The sequence below is a fragment of the Streptomyces sp. ML-6 genome (assembly GCF_030116705.1).
Classification (GTDB): domain Bacteria; phylum Actinomycetota; class Actinomycetes; order Streptomycetales; family Streptomycetaceae; genus Streptomyces.
Genome location: NZ_JAOTIK010000001.1, coordinates 4,775,479 through 4,794,477, shown reverse-complemented (window position 1 = coordinate 4,794,477; position 18,999 = coordinate 4,775,479). Strand labels below are relative to the sequence as shown.

At 71.6% G+C, this 18,999-nt stretch carries 16 protein-coding genes and 1 pseudogene; 10 read left to right on the top strand and 7 right to left on the bottom strand.

Going from position 1 to position 18,999, the window contains the following annotated elements:
* Positions 1 to 43 precede the first annotated feature (43 nt).
* A complete protein-coding gene (locus OCT49_RS21525; RefSeq protein WP_283853469.1) occupies positions 44 to 367 on the top strand; it encodes a WhiB family transcriptional regulator in 324 nt (107 codons plus the stop codon).
* Positions 368 to 702: 335 nt separating this feature from the next.
* On the opposite strand, the gene OCT49_RS21520 is transcribed toward OCT49_RS21525, so the two are convergent.
* The gene (locus OCT49_RS21520) at positions 703 to 1,593 is read right to left on the bottom strand and encodes a LysR family transcriptional regulator (protein ID WP_283853468.1); all 891 of its coding nucleotides are present in this window, start codon (positions 1,591 to 1,593) and stop codon (positions 703 to 705) included.
* A gap of 98 nt (positions 1,594 to 1,691) precedes the next feature.
* Between OCT49_RS21520 and OCT49_RS21515 the strand changes: the two genes are divergently transcribed.
* Positions 1,692 to 2,387, top strand: a complete 696-nt coding sequence (locus OCT49_RS21515) for an MOSC domain-containing protein (RefSeq protein ID WP_283855890.1) — start codon at positions 1,692 to 1,694, stop codon at positions 2,385 to 2,387.
* A 201-nt stretch (positions 2,388 to 2,588) separates the two neighbouring features.
* Positions 2,589 to 3,362, top strand: a complete 774-nt coding sequence (locus tag OCT49_RS21510; RefSeq protein WP_283853467.1) for an SDR family NAD(P)-dependent oxidoreductase — start codon at positions 2,589 to 2,591, stop codon at positions 3,360 to 3,362.
* A 308-nt stretch (positions 3,363 to 3,670) separates the two neighbouring features.
* Here the strand turns inward: OCT49_RS21510 and OCT49_RS21505 are convergent, their stop codons facing one another.
* The gene (locus OCT49_RS21505) at positions 3,671 to 5,200 is read right to left on the bottom strand and encodes a right-handed parallel beta-helix repeat-containing protein (protein WP_283853466.1); all 1,530 of its coding nucleotides are present in this window, start codon (positions 5,198 to 5,200) and stop codon (positions 3,671 to 3,673) included.
* A gap of 204 nt (positions 5,201 to 5,404) precedes the next feature.
* Here OCT49_RS21505 and OCT49_RS21500 point away from each other — a divergent pair, with 204 nt between their 5' ends.
* The 6 genes from OCT49_RS21500 to OCT49_RS21475 all read left to right on the top strand — a co-directional run bounded on the left by OCT49_RS21500 (position 5,405) and on the right by OCT49_RS21475 (position 11,824).
* Positions 5,405 to 6,493, top strand: coding sequence for a substrate-binding domain-containing protein (locus tag OCT49_RS21500; protein WP_283853465.1), 1,089 nt, complete (start codon positions 5,405 to 5,407; stop codon positions 6,491 to 6,493).
* 315 nt (positions 6,494 to 6,808) lie between these two features.
* On the top strand, positions 6,809 to 8,134 hold the full coding sequence (locus OCT49_RS21495; RefSeq protein ID WP_283853464.1) for an ABC transporter substrate-binding protein: 1,326 nt from the start codon (positions 6,809 to 6,811) through the stop codon (positions 8,132 to 8,134).
* Positions 8,134 to 9,027 (top strand): carbohydrate ABC transporter permease, encoded by an 894-nt coding sequence (locus tag OCT49_RS21490; protein WP_283853463.1) that lies wholly within the window; start codon positions 8,134 to 8,136, stop codon positions 9,025 to 9,027. Before OCT49_RS21495 ends, OCT49_RS21490 begins: the two co-directional genes overlap by 1 nt.
* Entirely contained in the window at positions 9,024 to 9,878 is an 855-nt protein-coding gene (locus OCT49_RS21485; RefSeq protein WP_283853462.1) for a carbohydrate ABC transporter permease, read from the top strand. Before OCT49_RS21490 ends, OCT49_RS21485 begins: the two co-directional genes overlap by 4 nt.
* A 35-nt stretch (positions 9,879 to 9,913) precedes the next feature.
* Positions 9,914 to 10,942: a hydroxyacid dehydrogenase gene (locus tag OCT49_RS21480; RefSeq protein ID WP_283853461.1), complete on the top strand. Its 1,029-nt coding sequence runs from the start codon at positions 9,914 to 9,916 to the stop codon at positions 10,940 to 10,942.
* A gap of 168 nt (positions 10,943 to 11,110) precedes the next feature.
* Positions 11,111 to 11,824 carry an ester cyclase gene (locus OCT49_RS21475; protein WP_283853460.1) on the top strand — a complete coding sequence of 238 codons (714 nt, stop codon included), beginning with the start codon at positions 11,111 to 11,113 and terminating at the stop codon, positions 11,822 to 11,824.
* Between the two features lie 150 nt (positions 11,825 to 11,974).
* Here the strand turns inward: OCT49_RS21475 and groL are convergent, their stop codons facing one another.
* From groL to OCT49_RS21460, 3 genes and pseudogenes are all read right to left on the bottom strand, one after another.
* Complete coding sequence (groL, locus tag OCT49_RS21470; protein WP_283853459.1) at positions 11,975 to 13,600, bottom strand: chaperonin GroEL; 1,626 nt, start codon at positions 13,598 to 13,600, stop codon at positions 11,975 to 11,977.
* A gap of 98 nt (positions 13,601 to 13,698) precedes the next feature.
* Positions 13,699 to 14,007, bottom strand: coding sequence for a co-chaperone GroES (groES, locus tag OCT49_RS21465; protein WP_148838741.1), 309 nt, complete (start codon positions 14,005 to 14,007; stop codon positions 13,699 to 13,701).
* A gap of 462 nt (positions 14,008 to 14,469) precedes the next feature.
* Positions 14,470 to 15,491, bottom strand: a pseudogene (locus OCT49_RS21460) (polysaccharide deacetylase family protein).
* An 82-nt stretch (positions 15,492 to 15,573) separates the two neighbouring features.
* Between OCT49_RS21460 and OCT49_RS21455 the strand changes: the two are divergent.
* Positions 15,574 to 16,863: a THUMP-like domain-containing protein gene (locus OCT49_RS21455; protein WP_283853457.1), complete on the top strand. Its 1,290-nt coding sequence runs from the start codon at positions 15,574 to 15,576 to the stop codon at positions 16,861 to 16,863.
* 42 nt (positions 16,864 to 16,905) lie between these two features.
* On the opposite strand, the gene OCT49_RS21450 is transcribed toward OCT49_RS21455, so the two are convergent.
* Both OCT49_RS21450 and OCT49_RS21445 read right to left on the bottom strand, forming a co-directional pair.
* Positions 16,906 to 17,571 (bottom strand): hypothetical protein, encoded by a 666-nt coding sequence (locus tag OCT49_RS21450; protein ID WP_283853456.1) that lies wholly within the window; start codon positions 17,569 to 17,571, stop codon positions 16,906 to 16,908.
* Positions 17,572 to 17,582: 11 nt separating this feature from the next.
* Positions 17,583 to 18,905, bottom strand: coding sequence for an RNA polymerase sigma factor (locus OCT49_RS21445; protein ID WP_283853455.1), 1,323 nt, complete (start codon positions 18,903 to 18,905; stop codon positions 17,583 to 17,585).
* Between the last annotated feature and the right edge of the window lie 94 nt (positions 18,906 to 18,999).

Below are 18,999 nucleotides of genomic sequence, written 5' to 3'. Positions count from 1 at the left end.
GACTCGACGTTTCCGACTCAGCACGGTTTCGAGGGGACAAGCAATGGCAGATTTCTCCCGCCTTCCCGGACCCAACGCCGATCTGTGGGACTGGCAGCTGCTGGCAGCCTGCCGCGGGGTCGACAGCTCGCTGTTCTTCCACCCGGAGGGTGAGCGCGGAGCCGCCCGGAGCGCCCGCGAGAACTCGGCGAAAGAGGTCTGCATGCGTTGCCCGGTACGCGCCGAGTGCGCGGCGCACGCCCTGGCCGTACGAGAACCCTACGGAGTATGGGGCGGACTGACCGAGGACGAGCGCGAGGAGCTCATGGGACGGGCCCGCAGCCGACTGATCACGGCGGGCGTGCCGTCCTCGTCGGGGCACGACTGAGAGCCCGCCACACCCGCACGACAAGCAGAGAAACGTTTCAGCACCTCAGCCGGCCCCGAACGGCGCCCCCGGCCACCGCTCCGGACGGCCGACGATCCCGTGCGCCCGCCCGCCCCGGACGGCGATCGCCACCGGGCAGCCGCCCCCTGGAGGGGCCTCACTCCCCCGGCCGCCCGTCGACTCCGGACACCCGTCGACTCCGGACACCCGTCGACCCCGGAGGGTCGGCGGCTCCAAGTACCTGGCGGCTCCGGGCGCCCGTCGCCCCCGGAGACCTGTCGACTCCGGAGACCTGTCGGCTTCGGCTTCCGGTGAGCCCGGTCCTCCTCGGACGCTCAGCGAGCAGCGGCCAGGGACAGCCGCTCCAGCGTGGCCGCCACTGCCGGGACCTGTGCGAGGTCGGGCAGGGTCAGCGCGACGATCTCGCGCTCGACGGCCGGTTCCACCGTCACGGTCCGCACCCCCTTGGGGCGCACCGATTCGATCGCCAGCTCCGGCAGCACGGCCACGCCGAGCCCGGCGCCGACCAGGCCGACCACCGCCGGGTAGTCGTCGGTGGCGAAGTCGATCCGGGGCGTGAACCCCGACTCCTCGCACACCTCGACCAGCTGCCGACGGCAGCGCGGACAGCCCGCGATCCACGACTCGTCGGCCAGTTCGGCGATGCCCACCGCGCCCGCACCGGCCAGCCGGTGCCCCTCGGGGACCAGCCCGATCAGCCGGTCGGTGAGCAGCGGGCGCACGACCAGGTCCTCCCACTCCGCGCCGCAGGTGCCGTACCGGAACGCCAGGGCGATGTCGCAGTCGCCCTCGCGCAGCATCTCGACCGAGCGCGGCGGTTCGGCCTCGACCAGGGAGACCCGGGTGCCCGGATGGGCCGCGCGCAGTGCCGCCAGGGCGCCGGGGACCAGGGTGGAACTGCCGCTGGGGAACGACACGAGCCGGACCCGGCCGGCCCGCAGCCCGGCGATGGCGGCGACCTCCTCCTCCGCCGCGGTGAGCCCGGCGAGGATGCCGGAGGCGTGCCGGGTCAGGGCCTCACCGGCCTGGGTGAGGCGCATCTCGCGTCCCGTGCGGATCAGCAGGGTGGTGCCCACGGATGCCTCCAGGGCCTTCATCTGCTGGCTGACCGCGGGCTGGGTGCAGCCCAGTTCGCGGGCGGCGGCGGAGAACGAACCGGTGGTGGACACGGCGCGCAGGACTCGGAGGTGACGGGCTTCGATCACCCCTGAAAGATAAGCGAATCTTGGGGCAGGGGCGAATTATTGCCGTGCACCTTTTAGGTGTGATGGTTAGCGTTCTCCGTATGACGCCCATGGAACCGATGACGCTGCTGAGCGTGAACGCGGGACGGCCGAAGGCCGTCGACTACACCGACGCCCCCAGTGGCACGACCGGCATCGACAAGCGGCCCGTCGCCGGCCCCGTACGGGTCACCGACCCCGGTCCGAAGGGGGCCGGTGGCAGTGGCGTGGCCGGGGACGCGGTGTGCGACCTGCGCCATCACGGGGGCTCCGACCAGGCGGTGTACGCCTTCGCCCGCGAGGAGCTCGACGTGTGGGAGCGGGAGCTCGGCCGCCCGCTGGCCAACGGCGCGTTCGGCGAGAACCTGACGACCGGCGGCGTGGACGTGAGCGGCGCCAGGATCGGCGAACGCTGGCGGATCGGCCCCGATCTGATACTGGAGGTGACGTCGGGCCGGATTCCCTGCCGGACCTTCGCCGGGCACCTCGGTGAGCAGCGCTGGGTCAGGCGGTTCACCGCGGCGGCGGCCCCGGGCGCCTATCTGCGGGTCGTCGAGCCGGGCGAGATCCGGGCCGGGGACCCCATCGAGATCGTGCACCGGCCGGCCCACGAGGTCACCGTGAAGCTGGAGTTCCTGGCCATGACGACCCGTCGGGACCTGTTGCCGGAACTGCTCGCGGCCGGGGACGCGCTGCACCCCGAGTCGCTGCACGCCGCGCGGGCCCGCGTGGAGAAGTACGGCGACCGGCCCCCGGCGCCCGCGAGCGCCGGCTGAGCCCGCCATCCCGCGCGGGCGCCCGGCTCCCGGGCGAGCGTCCTGCTCCCGGGCGTCGGGGCGCCGGAGCGTCGGGGCGCGTATCTCCGATGGCTTCCGACTCCGGGGATGCGCCCGTGATTCCGTGACATGCGCCCCGCCGCGGTGAGGGGTGACGGGCGGGTCGGGCCCGGGCGTGCGCGGGGCACTAACGTGCCGCGTATGACGACTGCACTGATTACGGGCGCGACCGCGGGGATCGGCGCCGCCTTCGCTCGGCGGCTCGCGGCCGACGGGCACAACCTGGTGCTGGTGGCGCGCGACACCGAGCGACTGCACCGGCAGGCGACCGAACTGCACGACCGGCACGGCATCGAGGCCGAGGTGCTGCGGGCCGATCTGTCCGAGGACGAGGGGATCGCCGCGGTCGAAGAACGGTTGACGGACCGTCGCCACCCGGTCGACCTGCTGGTCAACAACGCCGGGTTCGGCAACAAGGGCCAGTACCTGGACGTGCCCATGGCCGACGAGCTGAGGATGCTGAAGGTGCACTGCGAGGCGGTGCTGCGGCTGACCTCGGCGGCGGCGACCGCCATGCGGGAGCGCGGGCGGGGCGGGGTCGTCAACGTGGCCTCGGTGGCGGCCTTCGTGCCGCGCGGGACGTACGGCGCGTCCAAGGCGTGGGTCGTGCAGTTCACCCAGGGTGCGGCGAAGGACCTGGCCGGTTCGGGTGTGCGGCTGATGGCGCTGTGCCCGGGATTCGTGCGGACGGAGTTCCACCAGCGGGCCGGGATGGGGACCGGCAACATCCCGGGCTGGATGTGGCTCGACGCGGACAAGCTGGTGGCGGCGGCCCTGGCCGACCTGGCACGCGGCCGGTCCCTCTCGATCCCGGACCCGCGGTACAAGGCGCTGATGGGGGTCGTGAAGCTGACGCCGCGCGGCCTGCTCGGAGGCGTCACCTCCAAGACAGGCCGCAAGTACGGTCCGCAGTGAGCGTTCGGTCACCGGCCGGGCGGATACCGCACGGCCGCTTACCGGGCGGGCGGCGGCTCCGTGAGTGTTCACCCACCGGACCGCCGCCCGGTGAACGCTCACCCACCGGGACGCCGCGCAGTGAACGCTCACCCACCGAGGCGCCGCGCAGTGAGTATTCACCCACGGGCCCCTCTCGCAGTGAGTGTTCACCCACCGGGCAGCCCCTCGGTGAACACTCACCCGCCGGCCGACCTTGCAGTGAACGTTCACCCGCCGGCCGTCCGCGCAGTGAACGTTCGCTCACCCGGCCGCCGTCCGGCAGGTCGTCACTCCACGCCGGGGCCCGCGTAGGCGCCGATGTTGGGGGCGCCGGGCTTCAGCCTGTTGCCGAAGTAGTCCTTGCCGCCGTTGTTCTCGATGACGGCTCCGGCGGCGAGGGCGGGCGAGCCCGCACCGAGCCGGAAGTCGTCCAGGAGCTTCGGGTCGGCCGTGATGCCGCCGGGGTTGGGGCGGGTCATGTCGATGCCGTAGAAGGCGTTGTGGTCGAAGGAGAGCCCGGGGGTCGGGTTCTTGAAGGCGTAGCCGCCGGTGCCCTCGCTCACGAAGACGTTGTTGCGGATGGACAGTTCGTGCTGGGTGGTGGCGGGGCTGCCGGCGTCGTCCTGGACGAGGTAGCCGGGGATCTGCTCCTTGTTGTGGAAGGTGTTGTTGTAGATCTCGGTGTCCAGGATCGGGCCCCAGCAGTTCTGGACGAGGCGGGCGCCGTCGTTGCGGCTGACGTTGTAGCGGGCGACCGTGCCGATGGTCTTGGCGCCGCTGTACGGGCAGATCAGCAGGAAGCCGCCCTTGTTGTCGTGGCTGTAGTTGTACTGGAAGACGGTGTTCCGCGAGGCGCCGTCGGCGTCGAAGGACATCCCGTCGTGGGTGTTGCCGCCGCCCGAGACCTCGTTGTACTCGACGGTCGTGTCGTCGGTGTTGAAGGTCCAGATGCCCGCGTTGGCGGAGGGCGAGCGGAGCTGGAAGCCGTCCACCCGGTTGTGGTCGACGCGGGCGCCGCGGGTGGTGTCGAGCTTCATGCCGTCGCCGGCCAGGGACTTCAGCGTGTTGTGGTGGATGCGGACCCGGGTGCTGGGCGTCCACTCGCCCGGGTAGACGTTCGGGTCCTGCTGCTGGCCGACCAGATCGCGCTTGGAGAAGGTCGACTTGAAGTAGATGCCCTCGCGGTCGACGTCCTCGATGCGGTTGTGGGCAATGTTCAGGCCGTCGTACCAGCTGGCCTTCGTCCTGCCCTCGACCGCGATGTGGATCGCGCTGGAGCCGGAGAGTGTTTTGTAATCGCCGCCGCGCACGTCGTGGATGTAGAGGCCGGAGATGTCGAAGCCGCGGGCGACACCGTAGTCGGTGAGGCGCAGGCGGACGCCGTTGCGCTCGCTGCCGGGGGCGGCGGCGTTGACGATCTCCAGGTCCTTGAGGTGCACGTACTGCATGTCTGCGAGCAGAACGACGTCGTGGGCGCCCGCGCCGTCGAGCTTGGCCCGCGCCGGGCCCCCGCCGTAGTCGGCGATGGTGAACGGCGCACGGGCGGAGCCGGTGCCTTTGGGGGCGAGGGTGCCGGTGCAGGTGGTGCCGCGCTTGAAGAGCAGCCGGTCGCCGGGCCCGTAGGTCTGCGCGTTGGCCTCGGCGAGCGAGGTCCAGGGGTGCCGCTTGCTGCCGGTGGCGCCCGCCGGGTCGGCGGCGCAGTCGACGTGGAAGGTACGGCCGGTGGGTGCCGCCTGCGCGGCGGTCAGGCCCGCGGCGGTCAGGCCGCCGGCGACCGTAAGCGCCGCGAGCGCCGTTGCGGTGACGCGATGTCTCACAATTCCTCCGTACAAACAGTCGGGTTCGGAACGGGACGAGTCCGCACCGCCGGAATCCTGAACTCGGATTGATCGAACGTCAATGGATCGCGCTTGAATGATCGAAACACCCATCGTTCGATCACGTTGGTCTAGGGTCGGACTACGGCCCCGGCACCGGCCGGACCAGGGGGCCGGGCCACACACTGCGAGGGGACTGCTGCCGTGCGCGAAAGTGCTGCTGAACGTCATGACCGCCTGCTCGGGCTGGTACGGGAACGGGGTTCGGCCCGGGTCTCGGACCTGGCCTCGCAGCTGGGGGTCTCGCCCGTCACCGCCCGCCGGGACGTGGAGGAACTGGCGGGTCGCGGTCTGCTCGACCGGGTGCACGGCTCGGTGTCCTGGCCCCGGGACGCCGAGCCCGCCTCCGCCGGACCGGGCGGCGCGGGCGGCGGCGGACCGGTCATCGGCATGCTCGCCCCCTCGTCCACCTACTACTTCGCCGAGGTCATCCGCGGCGCCCACGAGGCCGCGGCCAGGGCCGGGGCCCGGCTCGTGCTGCGGATCTCCGACTACCGGCCGCAGGAGGACCACGCCCGCACGGAGGGCCTGCTCTCGGCGGGCGCCGAGGGGCTGCTGGTCGCACCCGGCTGGCAGCATCCGGGCGACCCCGCCGCGTTCGGCGACTGGATCGCCTCGCTGCCCGTGCCGACCGTCCTGCTGGAGCGCCGCCCCGCGCCCGGCTCCCCGCTGGACGGCCTGGACCGGGTCTGCTCGGACCACGCGCACGGCGTCCTGCTCGCGGTGCGCCACCTGGTGGGCCTCGGGCACGGCGCGCCGCTGCTGATGGCCCGCGCCGACTCCCCGACCGCCGTCGCGGTGCGGTCCGGGTACGAGGAGGCCCTCGCCGTGCTCGGGCTGCGCGCACCGCAGGACGTGATCGAATCCGTACCGGCCGAGCTCGCCCCGGAGGCCTTCGAGGAGGCCGTGCGGGCGCTGCGCGAGGCGGTGCACTCGGGCGTGGCCACGGCGGCGCTGATCCACAACGACGTGGACGCGATCCAGGTGGTGCAGCGCCTGGCCGAGCTGGGCGTGCGGGTACCGGAGCACCTGGCGCTGATCGCCTACGACGACGAGGTGGCGGCGCTCGCGGACACCCCGCTCACGGCGGTGGCGCCGCCCAAGCGCGAGGTCGGCCGCCATGCGACGGAACTGCTGGTCGAGCGGCTGGGCCAGGGCTCGGGCGCACCCCGACGGCACCTGACCCTGCTGCCGCAGCTGCGCGTCCGGGACTCCTGCGGAGCCCCCCTGTAGCCGTCGGCACCCGCCGCGCCCGGGCAGGCGTCCGGGCGCGGCGGGTGCCGACGGCGGACACCGGCGTGACTCCGGACACCCGACATGACCCCGGACACCCGGCACCGCCCCGGATACCGGCCCGGGCGCCTGGGCAGGCTTCGCGACGGGCCCGCCCTCGCCCGGCGCACCCGTTCCGCAGCGTGTCCCACTCGCCTCCGTACGTAACTTATCTGATCTTTTTTCGATCAATCGCTCTTTCGCTCTTGACTTCGGTCACAGCTGGTCCAAGGATCACGGCCAACGCCAATGTCGTCGCCTGTCAGGAGTCTCGCTGTGAGCCGCAGTTCGAGCAGAAGGTCCATCGCCGCCGTCGGCGCCGTCACCGCACTCGCCGTTCTCACGGCCTGTGGCGGCAGCGGCGACGATTCCTCCGCCGGGAGCGACGGCAAGCCCGTCAGCATCACCTTCTGGGGCTGGGCCAAGGGCTCCAAGGAGGTCGTCGACGCGTTCAACGTCTCGCACAAGAACATCAAGGTGGTGTACGAGGAGATCCCGTCCGGCAACGCGGGCGGCTACGCCAAGATCTCCAACGCGGTGAAGGCGGGCAACGCCCCCGACCTGGTCTCCATCGAGTACCCGCAGCTCCCGGAGTACGTGAGCCAGGGCGCGCTCCAGGACATCGGCGAATACTTCACCGAGGACATCAGGAAGAAGCTGCTGCCGCAGGCGGTCGAGTTGACGACCCTCGGCGGGAAGAACTGGGCCGTCCCGTTCGACGCCTCACCGCAGTCCTTCTACTACCGCAAGGACCTGTTCGAGAAGTACGGCGTCGAGGTCCCCAAGACCTGGGACGAGTTCCGCAAGGCCGCGGAGAAGATCAAGAAGGCCGACAAGAAGGCCCGCATCGGCACCTTCTTCCCCGACGACCCGACCACGTTCCAGGCGATGGCCTGGCAGGCCGGCGCCCAGTGGTACAAGCCCGAGGGCGACACCTGGAAGGTCAGCACCACCGACGCGGCCACCAACAAGGTCGCCGACTACTGGCAGGGTCTGCTCGACGACGACCTGATCCGCGCCAACGCCTCGTTCAGCCCCGAGTGGACCAACTCCCTCAAGAACGGCGGCACCGTCGGCTACCTCGGCGCCGCCTGGGGCGCGGGCGTCCTCAAGGGCACGCTGCCCGAGCAGAGCGGCAAGTGGGCCGTCGCCCCGATGCCCAGCTGGGACGGCAAGCCGGCCAGCGGCATGCTCGGCGGCTCCACCTTCGCGGTGACCAAGACCAGCAAGAAGGCGAAGGCCGCGGTCGAGTTCGCCACCTGGATGTCGACCACCGAGGAAGGCATCAAGGCCCGCATCGAGTCCGGCACGTCGAGCGCCTTCCCGGCCGCGGCGTCGCTGCGCCCGGCGGCCAAGAACGCCTTCGACGCCGACTACTACGGCGGCCAGGACATCTACCAGGTCTTCGAGGGTGCCGCGGCGTCGATCGGCCAGGACTGGAACTGGGGCCCGACCACCGGCACGACGAACACCACCATGAAGGACCAGTTCGGCAAGGTCGCCAGCGGTGGCACCACCATCAAGGAGGCCGTGAAGGCCGGGCACGATGCCACGGTCGCCGAGCTGAAGAAGCGCGGTCTGAAGGTCGAGGACGCAGGCTGATGAAGCGCGCCCGGACAACCAGAGCCGCCGCCGTACTGCTGGGGCCCTTCTTCGTACTGTTCACCGTGGCCATGGTGCTGCCGATCGGTTACGCGGTCTGGCTCAGCCTGTTCACCGAGAAACAGTCCGGCCTGGGCTTCGGCGGCACCGAGACCGTCTTCAGCGGACTCGACAACTACGCGGCGGCCCTGGGCGACCGGGCGTTCCGCGAGGGCTTCCTCGTACTCCTCGGATACTGCCTGTTCTACATTCCGCTGCTGCTCGTCGGCGCCCTCGCCCTCGCCCTGCTGCTGGACTCCGCGCTGGCCCGTGCCCGCCGGTTCTTCCAGCTCGCGCTCTTCCTGCCGCACGCCGTGCCCGGCATCATCGCCGCGCTGATCTGGGTGTACCTCTACACGCCGCAGCTCAGCCCGGTGGTCAGCGCCATGGAGTCCGGCGGGATCGGCTTCGACTTCTTCTCGCCCGAGGGCGCACTCCCCTCCGTCGTGAACATCGCCCTGTGGGAGTGGCTCGGCTACAACATGGTGATCTTCTACGCCGCGCTGCAGGCCATCGACCGCTCCGTGCTCGAAGCGGCCACGGTCGACGGGGCCGGCGCCTGGCGCACCGCGCTGAGCATCAAGGTCCCGCTGATCCGCGCCTCCGTCGTGATGGTCGCGCTGTTCACGGTCATCGGCTCGCTCCAGCTGTTCACCGAGCCGCTGATCCTCAACAAGGGGACCGGCTCCGCCGTCACCTCCACCTGGACGCCGAACATGTACGCGTACACCGCGGCCTTCGAACGCAACGACTACGGTCTCGCCGCGGCCGCCTCCATCCTGCTGGCGCTCATGGCCGCGCTGCTGTCCTTCGTCGTCACCCGCTTCACCGGCCGGAAGGGCAAGAAAGCATGAACTCCCCCGCTTCCCGCAGCCGGTGGATGTCGAAGACCGCCGTCAACGGTTTCCTCCTGCTCGCCGTCGTCTACATGCTCTTCCCCCTCGTCTGGCTGGTCACCGCCGCCACCAAGGACACCGGGGACCTGCTCGCGGGCAACGCCTTCTCGTTCGAGGGCTTCAACCTCGGCGAGAACCTGTCGAACCTCGCCTCCTACGGCGACGGCATCTACTTCCGCTGGTACCTCAACAGCCTGCTGTACGCGGGCGTCGGCGCCCTCGTCTGCTCGCTGATCTGCGTCGCCGCGGGGTACGCCTTCGACAAGTACGAGTTCCGGGGCAAGGAGAAGCTGTTCGGCCTCGTGCTGATGGGCGTGCTCGTGCCCACCACGGCGCTGGCCCTGCCGATGTACCTGCTGGCCTCCAAGACCGGCCTGGTCAACACCTACTGGTCCGTGCTGATACCGGTGCTGGTCAACCCGTTCGGCGTGTACCTCGCCCGGGTGTTCAGCACCGGCTACATCCCGAACGAGGCGCTGGAGGCCGCCCGTATCGACGGGGCCGGCGAACTGCGGGTCTTCTGGTCCATCGGGCTGCGCATGGTCATGCCCGGCTTCGTGACCGTCTTCCTCTTCCAGTTCACCGCGATCTGGAACAACTTCTTCCTCCCCCTCGTGATGCTCTCGGACCGCAAGCTCTTCCCGCTGAGCCTCGGTCTGTACTCCTGGAACACCAACACCCACGGCGAGCCGAGCTTCTACCCGCTCGTCGTCACCGGTTCCCTCCTCGCCGTCATCCCGCTGATCGTCGCCTTCGTCTCGTTGCAGCGGCACTGGAAGGCCGGACTGACCGCCGGCAGCGTCAAGTGACCCCCACCGCGAGCCCGAGGAGTACGAGTCCCACCATGCCCCACACCACTGACAACCGGCCCGCGGCCCTGCTCGCGATGGGCCCCGGCATAGCCGACCGGCTCCTCGCCGACCGCCACCGCGCCCGGCTGGCCGACCTCACCCGCACCGACCCGCACCTCGTCGCCCACGACCTGGCCGAGCCGACGCCCGAGGTGGCCGCCGCGCTCGCCGAGGCCGAGGTGCTGTTCACCTGCTGGGGCGCCACCCCGCTCACCGCCGAGGTGCTGGCGGCCGCGCCGCGGCTGCGGGCCGTCGTGCACGCCGCGGGCTCCGTGAAGCACCACATCACCGACGCCTGCTGGGAACGCGGGATCACCGTCACCTCGGCGGCCGGGGCCAACGCCCTGCCCGTCGCCGAGTTCACCCTCGCCGCGATCCTGTTCGCGGGCAAGCGGGTGCTGCACGCCGCGGAGCGCTACCGCCGGCTGCGCGCCGACCACGACTGGCTCGCGGAGCTCGACGGGGCCGGCAACTACCGCCGCACCGTCGGCATCGTCGGCGCCTCCCGGATAGGCCGGCGGGTGATCGAGCTGCTGCGCCCCTTCGACCTGGACGTGCTGCTGTACGACCCGTACGTGGACGAGGCCGAGGCGGAACGGCTCGGGGTACGGCTCACCTCGCTCGACGAGCTGTGCGCGCACAGCTCCGTCGTCTCGGTGCACGCGCCCCAGCTCCCGGAGACGCACCATCTGATCGGCGCGGCGCAGCTGTCGGCGATGGCGACCGGGACGACGCTGATCAACACGGCGCGGGGGTCGCTGGTCGACGAGGCGGCGCTGCTGGCCGAGCTGACGGCCGGGCGGCTGCAGGCGGTACTGGACGTGACCGACCCCGAACTCCCGTCCGCCGACTCACCGTTGTACACCCTGCCGAACGTGCTGCTCACCCCGCACGTGGCGGGTTCGCTGGGCGACGAGCTGCACCGGATGGCCGACCAGGCGCTGGACGAGCTGGAGCGGTTCGCGGCCGGTCTGCCCTTCGCGGACCCCGTGCACTCCGGGAGCCTGAGCCACTCGGCCTGAGCCACTCGGCCTGAGCCCCGGGCCGCTCGGCCCGCCCCTCAGGGCCGCTCGGTCCTGGGCCCCGGCCGTCTCGATCCGGGGTCCTGACCGCCTCGATCCGGGCCGTCGAAATGCCCGTTTCTCACTAGACTGGAGGCATCCCACCCGTACGCGAGACCGGGAGCCGTCATGAGATTCGTACAGATGATCGACTGCAAGACGGAGCGGTTCGCGGACATGGACCGGCTCATGGACCAGTGGGCCGAGCGGACCAGGGGCACCAGGACCGCCACCCACAGCCTCGTCGGCAAGGACCGCTCCGACGGGTCCCACTACGTCGAGCTCCTCGAGTTCCCGTCGTACGAGGCCGCGATGGCCGATTCGGGGCTGCCGGAGACCGAGCGGATCTTCCGGGAGATGGTGGCGCTCTGCGACGGGATGCCCACCTTCACCGATCTCGACGTGGTCCGCGACGAGCAGCTGAACCAGACGCAGTCCCGCCGCTTCTTCCACGAGATCGCCGTCGGGGGCCACCTCGACGCCATCGACGAGGTGTTCGCGGCCGACTACACCGACCACGACATCGCGAAGGACGCGCGGTCCGTGGTCGGTTCCGACCGGCTGCGCGAGGACGTCGCCCGGTGGCGCGCCGCCTTCGACTTCACCTTCGACCTGGACCGGCAGATCTGCGAGGGCGACGACGTCGTGACGCTGTGGACCTGGACCGGCACCCACAAGGGCGAGTTCATGGGCATCGCCCCCACGGGCAGACAGTGCGTCATGTCCGGCACCACGATCTTCAGGTTCGAGAACGGGAGGATCAAGGAGGGCTGGTGGCACGAGGACCTCATGGGCCTGATGCGCTGGCTCGGCGCGTCCGACCGGTACAGGGCACCCGCCTGATCGGCGTACGCCGAAGAGCCCGCCGTACGCCGAAGAACTCGTCGAGCGCCAGGATCCCGTCGTACGCCGAAAAGGCCCCTTCCCCCACCGTCGAACGGTGGGGGAAGGGGCCTTCCGTCGGCTGTGCGAGCCGGAGGGAGCGACCGTGCGTCAGTGCGCGTGGCCGTGACCGCCATGGGCGGCCTCGGCCTCTTCCTCGGCCGGCTTCTCGACGACCAGGGTCTCGGTCGTGAGCAGCAGCGACGCGATGGACGCGGCGTTCTCCAGGGCGGAGCGGGTGACCTTGACCGGGTCGATGACGCCGGCCTTCACCAGGTCGCCGTACTCGCCGGTGGCGGCGTTGAAGCCCTGGCCCTTGTCGAGCTCGGAGACCTTCGAGGTGATGACGTAGCCCTCGAGGCCGGCGTTCTCGGCGATCCAGCGCAGCGGCTCGACCGCGGCGCGGCGCACGACCGCGACACCGGTGGCCTCGTCGCCGGTCTTGCCGAGGTTGTCCTCCAGCACCTTGACGGCGTGGACGATGGCGGAGCCACCACCGGAGACGATGCCCTCCTCGACCGCGGCGCGGGTCGCGGAGATGGCGTCCTCCAGACGGTGCTTCTTCTCCTTGAGCTCCACCTCGGTGGCGGCACCGACGCGGATCACGCACACGCCGCCGGCCAGCTTCGCGAGGCGCTCCTGGAGCTTCTCGCGGTCCCAGTCGGAGTCCGTGGCCTCGATCTCGGCCTTGATCTGGTTGACCCGGCCCTTGACGTCGCCGGGCTCGCCGCCGCCGTCCACGATCGTGGTGTCGTCCTTGGAGACGGTGACGCGGCGGGCGGTGCCCAGCACGTCCAGACCGGCCTGGTCGAGCTTGAGGCCGACCTCCTCGGCGATGACGGTCGCACCGGTGAGGGTGGCGATGTCGCCGAGCATGGCCTTGCGGCGGTCACCGAAGCCCGGGGCCTTCACCGCGACGGCGTTGAAGGTGCCACGGATCTTGTTGACGACCAGGGTCGACAGCGCCTCGCCCTCGACGTCCTCGGCGATGATCAGCAGCGGCTTGGAGCCACCGGCCTGGATGACCTTCTCCAGCAGCGGGAGCAGCTCCTGGATGGCACCGATCTTGCCCTGGTGGATCAGGATGTACGGGTCGTCGAGGACGGCCTCCATGCGCTCCTGGTCGGTCACCATGTACGGGGACAGGTAGCCCTTGTCGAAGGCCATGCCCTCGGTGAAGTCGAGGTCCAGACCGAAGGTGTTGGACTCCTCGACGGTGATGACGCCGTCCTTGCCGACCTTGTCCATCGCGTCCGCGATGAGCTCGCCGACCTGCGGGTCCTGCGCGGAGAGCGCGGCCACGGCGGCGATGTCGGCCTTGTCGTCGATCGGGCGGGCGGTCGCGAGGAGCTCCTCGGACACGGCCTTGACCGCGGCGTCGATGCCCTTCTTCAGGGCGGCCGGGGAGGCACCGGCGGCGACGTTGCGCAGACCCTCGCGGACGAGCGCCTGGGCGAGCACGGTGGCGGTGGTCGTGCCGTCACCCGCGACGTCGTTGGTCTTGGTGGCGACCTCCTTCACCAGCTGGGCACCGAGGTTCTCGTACGGGTCGTCGAGCTCGACCTCGCGCGCGATGGTGACACCGTCGTTGGTGATGGTGGGGGCGCCGAACTTCTTGTCGATGACGACGTTGCGGCCCTTGGGGCCGATCGTCACCTTGACCGTGTCGGCAAGCTTGTTGACGCCGCGCTCAAGGGCGCGACGGGCGTCCTCGTCGAACTTCAGGATCTTCGCCATGGGAGCTGAGCTTTCCTCTCGAACGAACTGCGCCCCCGACCGCCCGGCTGGTTATTCGCGGGGGCCAGGGGCGCAGAACAGAAGCAAACGTGGGTGAATTACTTCTCGACGATCGCGAGCACGTCGCGAGCCGAGAGGACGAGGTACTCCTCGCCGCTGTACTTCACCTCGGTGCCGCCGTACTTGCTGTACAGCACGACGTCGCCGGTCTTGACGTCGAGCGGAAGGCGCTCGCCGTTCTCGAAGCGGCCCGGACCCACGGCCAGGACGACGCCCTCCTGGGGCTTCTCCTTGGCGGTGTCCGGAATGACCAGGCCGGAGGCCGTGGTCTGCTCGGCGTCGAGCGGCTGGACCACAATCCGGTCCTCGAGCGGCTTGATCGCAACCTTGGAGCTGGCGGTCGACACGATCCGGTCTCCCCCTTCGGAGATCTCACGGGGTAACAGTCTTGGGGTGGCGACCAGGTGGATCCGTCGTCGCGGGTGCCGGACCTGCCAGTCGCGCAGTGGTGTTGGCACTCTCCAGTGGTGAGTGCCAGCACCGAGACTATGACCGGGATTAGCACTCGGTCAAGCGGAGTGCCAATTCAAGTGGTCGTGGCGTCGCGCCCCCGCCGCTCCCGCCCCGGACCGGAGCAGGGCCCCGGCACCGGCAGGGACGCCGGTACGGACGCCGGTACGGACGCCGGTACGGACGCCGGTACGGACGCCGGTACGGACGCCGGTACGGACGCCGGTACGGACGCCGGTACGGACGCCGGTACGGACGCCGGTACGGACGCCGGTACGGACAACGCGCGGACGGACCGTGCTGTTCCGCGCACCCGGGGGCGGTCGGGAGCGCACCGGCCGGCGGCCGGTGCGCCCTTCTCACACGTAGTCCTCCAGCCGGGCCACGGCGTACCCCTTGTCCGTGACGACCTTCATGACCGCCCGGACCAGGTCGGTCATGCTGCCGCCCCACTCGGACCGGCCCCGGAAGTGGGTGAGGATGATGTCGCCGGGGTGCAGGTCCTGGTCGTCCTCGCGCCACTCCATGTGGTCCGGGAACGCCTCCGCGTTCCACAGCGGGACGGCCTTGATGCCGCAGGACTTCGCGACGCGCAGGGTGTCCCCGTTGTAGTTGCCGTACGGCGGGCGGAAGAGGGCGGGCTGCTTCCCGTACTGCTCCCTGATGACCTCCTGCTGGCCGCAGATCTCGCGCTCCTGCTCGGCGTACGAGAGGCCGGGCAGGTAGGGGTGGTTGAGCGTGTGGTTGTTGAGGGCGACGCCCCGCCGTCGCGCCTCGCCGAAGTACCCGTAGTTGTCGCTCACCTCGTAGTCGCTGAGGAACGCGCTGTACGGGATGTCCAGCTCGTCCATCATCCGGAGCAGCTCGGGGTCCTTCTCGGCGCCGTCGTCGATCGTCAGGAAGACGATCCGCTCCTCGGTCGGGACGGTGGTGAAGACGGGCGGGAGCGAGTCGTCGCCGCCCTCCACCTCGAACCCCTCGCGGGTGGTGATGCGGGGCTTCACCGCGGGCGGTTCCGGGGCGATCAGCGGGGGCTTGTCCAAACCCCACTTCTCGGCGAGGGCGGCCCGGACGGCCGGGGCCAGCTTCGCGTTCTCCCGGCCGACCCCCGGTGCGTCGGCCCGGCCCCGGGTCCGCCGGGGCGGGCGGGCGCCGCGGGGGCGCCGGGATTCCCGGCCGCGGGCCGCTCGCCGCGCCCGGCGCCGCCCGCACGTCCCCCCTCGCCCGCGGCGCAGCCGGAGCCGACCGTCGCGACCAGGAGCGCGACCAGGACCCCACGGACGGACCGGTGCCCGCCAAGGCCCCGGCCGCGTCCGGCCCCAGGCACGGCCGACTCATGACGCTTTGTGGAATTTTTTTCCTTTTGTCGCACAAGCCGCATGGCGCCGCATACTGCCAGCACGTGCTCGGCCGTCCGGTCCGACACCTCCGCCGGGCCCGCCGGTCTACCCGGCTGGCTCACAATGGGACGGGTGAACGCTCTCGCCCCGAACGGCCCGCACGACCCGGCCCGGCCGAACGGCACCGACCTGCCCGGCTCCCCCGGCCCGTCCGACCCCCACGACCCCCTCGCCGCCTTCCTGGCCCTGCGCACCCCCGAGGGCGCCGAGCTGCTGGCCGGGCTGCGGTCGTACGACCCCGCCCAGGAACTCGCCACCGCCACCCGGCTGCGCCGCAGCCACCCGGCCCACCTGGTCTCGGCGGCGCTGGGGCAGGCCCGGCTGCGGCAGCGGGCGGTGGCGAAGTTCGGCGCCGAGGACGCGTACCGGATGTTCTTCACGCCGAACGGCGTCGAGCAGGCGACCCGTACGTCGGTGGCCACCCGGCGCGCGCAGCGGTTCGTGGCGGCGGGCGGGGTGCGGAGCGTCGCCGACCTGTGCTGCGGGATCGGCGGCGACGCGATCGCGCTCGCGCGGGCGGGCATCTCGGTGCTCGCCGTGGACCGCGATCCGCTGACCGCGGAGGTCGCCCGCGCCAACGCCGCCGCCCTCGGGCTGGACGGGCTGATCGAGGTGCGGTGCGCCGATGTCACCGATGTCGACACCTCGCCGTACGACGCGGTGTTCGTGGACCCGGCCCGGCGCGGCGGGCGGGGCCGGATCTTCGACCCCGAGGCGTACTCGCCCCCGCTGTCCTGGGCGGTGGACGCCGCGCTCGGGGCGCCCCGCGCCGCGCTGAAGATCGCCCCCGGCATCCCGCACGAGGCGATCCCGGAGCGGGCGGAGGCCGAGTGGATCTCGGACGGCGGGGACGTGAAGGAGGCGGTGCTCTGGTTCGGCGAGGGCTTCGCGGCCGGTTCGTACCGGGCCACGGTCCTCCCGGACGGCGCCTCGCTGTGGTCGGCGGGCCCGCCGCCCGCACCGCCGGTCGGTCCGGTGGGCCGCTACCTGTACGAGCCGGACGGCGCCGTCATCCGCGCCGGTCTGGTCGCCGACGTCGTGGCGCGGTGCAACGGCCGGCTGATCGACGAGACCATCGCGTACGTCACGGGCGACGAGCCGTACGCGTCCCCGTACACCTCCGGGTACGAGATCACCGACCGGATGCCCTTCAACATGAAGAAGCTGAAGGCGCTGCTGCGGGAGCGGGAGGTCGGCGTGCTGACCGTCAAGAAGCGCGGCTCGGCGGTCGAACCGGAGGAGCTGCGCCGCAGGATGAAGCTGCACGGCCCGAACTCCGCGACGGTCTTCCTGACCCGGGTGGCGGGGGCGCCGACGATGCTGATCGGCCACCCGATGGACGGCCCGGCCTGACCCGGACGGCCCGGCCCGGCGGCCGTCGGGGCGGGCCCGCGGTCAGCGGTGGGCACCGCCCCCGGCGGAGAGCACCCGCTCCGGGGCGGGCGCCCCGGCCAGCACCCGCAGCACCCACCTGCGGTGCGCGAACGCCTTGACGAGACCGATCAGTCCGGCGAGCCAGCAGGTCATCCCGACCCCCATGAACAGGACGACCTCGCCGTAACTCGCCTCGCCCGCCGGGGTGTTCGCCGGCACGGCGAAGCACGCGTACAGGCCCACCGCGCACAGCGCGAAGGACGTCAGCAGCCAGGCGACCGCGACGCCCGGCATCCGCAGCGCCGCGTCGCGCTCCGGGTCACGGTCCAACCCGCCCCAGGCGTACAGCAGTTCGCGGATCCTCCGGTCCCGGCTCAGCCCGACGACGACCAGGATGACGGCGGGCACCACGCAGCAGACGCCCAGGACGAACAGGATCACGGCGACCCCGGCGCTGATGACGTCGTACGTCTCCTTGAAGGTGATGAGCCCCGAGCCCACCAGCGCCCAGCCGAGCGCGCAGAGCGCTCCCCAGAGCCACAGCATCCCCAGTCGCCCCGGCGATACGTGGGCCTTCACCAGTGCCCCGAGCACCACGGCCCGATCGGCGAGCAGGGATTCCCGGTCGGGCCAGGAACGTATCTCCACGGGCGGTGGCGGTGGCGGCAGCTGGGCACGAGTGGACATGGGACCAGACCTTATCGAGCGGGCCGCGCCGTCTCCGTACCTGTCGGGCCGTCCGTACCGGCCGGGGCTCCCGCGTCGGTGCCGGCCGGGTGCTCGGCGCGTTCCAGGAGCATGGCCCGTTCCCGTTCGTTGCGGGCCAGTCCGGCCGCCCGCGCGAACTCCGCCCGCGCCTCGTCCGTACGCCCGGTCCTGGCCAGCAGGTCGCCGCGCACGCTGGGCAGCAGGTGGTAGTCCTTGAGCGCCGGGTCGTCGGCCAGGGCGTCGACCAGGGCGAGGCCGGCCGCCGGCCCCCGGGCCATCGAGACGGCCACGGCCCGGTTCAGCTCGACGACCGGGGAGGGCCCGAGCGCGGCGAGGCGGTCGTAGAGGGCCGCGATGGTGGTCCAGTCCGTGTCCCGGTACGCCGGTGCGCGGGCGTGGCAGGCGGCGATCGCGGCCTGCACCGTGTACGGGCCGAGGCCGGCGCCCTCCCCGGTCGCCGCCACGGCCCGTTCCAGGGCCGCGACGCCGCGACGGATCAGCAGCCGGTCCCAGCGGGCCCGGTTCTGGTCGGCGAGGAGCACCGGCGAACCGTCCGGCCCGGTCCTGGCCGCGGTGCGCGAGGCCTGGAGCTCCAGCAGCGCGGCCAGTCCGTGGACCTCGGGCTCGTGCGCCATCAGGCCCGCGAGCACCCGGGTCAGCCGCAGCGCGTCCTCGCACAGTCCGGGGCGCAGCCAGTCGTCGCCCGCGGTGGCCGCGTAACCCTCGTTGAAGATCAGGTAGATGACCTCCAGCACGGAGCCGAGGCGGGCGGCCCGCTCGGGTCCTTCCGGCACCTCGAAGGGGACGCCCGCCCGGCCCAGGGTCCGTTTGGCCCGGACGATGCGCTGGGCGACGGTCGGTTCGGGGACCAGGAAGGCGCGGGCGATCTCCTCGGTGGTGAGGCCACCGAGCAGCCGCAGGGTGAGGGCGATCCGGCCCTCGGTGGAGAGCACCGGGTGGCAGGCGGTGAAGATCAGCCGGAGCAGGTCGTCGTCGATGCCGTCCGGCTCGGGGGGCTCGGGCGGCGGGACGTCCTCCAGGGCCCGCCCCACCTCGGCGAGCTTGCGCGCGTACGTCTCCTTGCGGCGTACGAGGTCGATCGCACGGTGCCGCGCGGTGGCCATGAGCCAGGCTCCCGGCCGGTCCGGGACACCTGACTCCGGCCACTGTTCCAGCGCGGCCACCAGGGCGTCCTGCGCGAGCTCCTCCGCGATGCCGACGTCCCGCACGATGCGGGCGACCCCCGCGATGATCCGCGCGGACTCGATCCTGAAGACCGTCTCGACCGCCGTCCGCGTGCTCGTTCCCGTCACGGTCACCCATCAGAGCAGCCGTGCCGGGGCGCGGCAAGCCGCGACGGACGGCGCCGGACGGAGGCCACCCGGAGACCATCCGACGCCGTCCGAC

Bases quoted from the DNA above. Each gene is read 5' to 3' on its own strand.
- OCT49_RS21490 (WP_283853463.1), top strand. From the start codon at position 8,134: ATGAAGCGCGCCCGGACAACCAGAGCCGCCGCCGTACTGCTGGGGCCC.
- OCT49_RS21510 (WP_283853467.1), top strand. From the start codon at position 2,589: ATGACGACTGCACTGATTACGGGCGCGACCGCGGGGATCGGCGCCGCC.
- OCT49_RS21485 (WP_283853462.1), top strand. From the start codon at position 9,024: ATGAACTCCCCCGCTTCCCGCAGCCGGTGGATGTCGAAGACCGCCGTC.
- OCT49_RS21480 (WP_283853461.1), top strand. From the start codon at position 9,914: ATGCCCCACACCACTGACAACCGGCCCGCGGCCCTGCTCGCGATGGGC.
- groL (WP_283853459.1), bottom strand. From the start codon at position 13,600: ATGGCGAAGATCCTGAAGTTCGACGAGGACGCCCGTCGCGCCCTTGAG.
- OCT49_RS21455 (WP_283853457.1), top strand. From the start codon at position 15,574: ATGGGACGGGTGAACGCTCTCGCCCCGAACGGCCCGCACGACCCGGCC.
- OCT49_RS21525 (WP_283853469.1), top strand. From the start codon at position 44: ATGGCAGATTTCTCCCGCCTTCCCGGACCCAACGCCGATCTGTGGGAC.
- OCT49_RS21450 (WP_283853456.1), bottom strand. From the start codon at position 17,571: ATGTCCACTCGTGCCCAGCTGCCGCCACCGCCACCGCCCGTGGAGATA.
- OCT49_RS21475 (WP_283853460.1), top strand. From the start codon at position 11,111: ATGAGATTCGTACAGATGATCGACTGCAAGACGGAGCGGTTCGCGGAC.
- OCT49_RS21515 (WP_283855890.1), top strand. From the start codon at position 1,692: ATGACGCTGCTGAGCGTGAACGCGGGACGGCCGAAGGCCGTCGACTAC.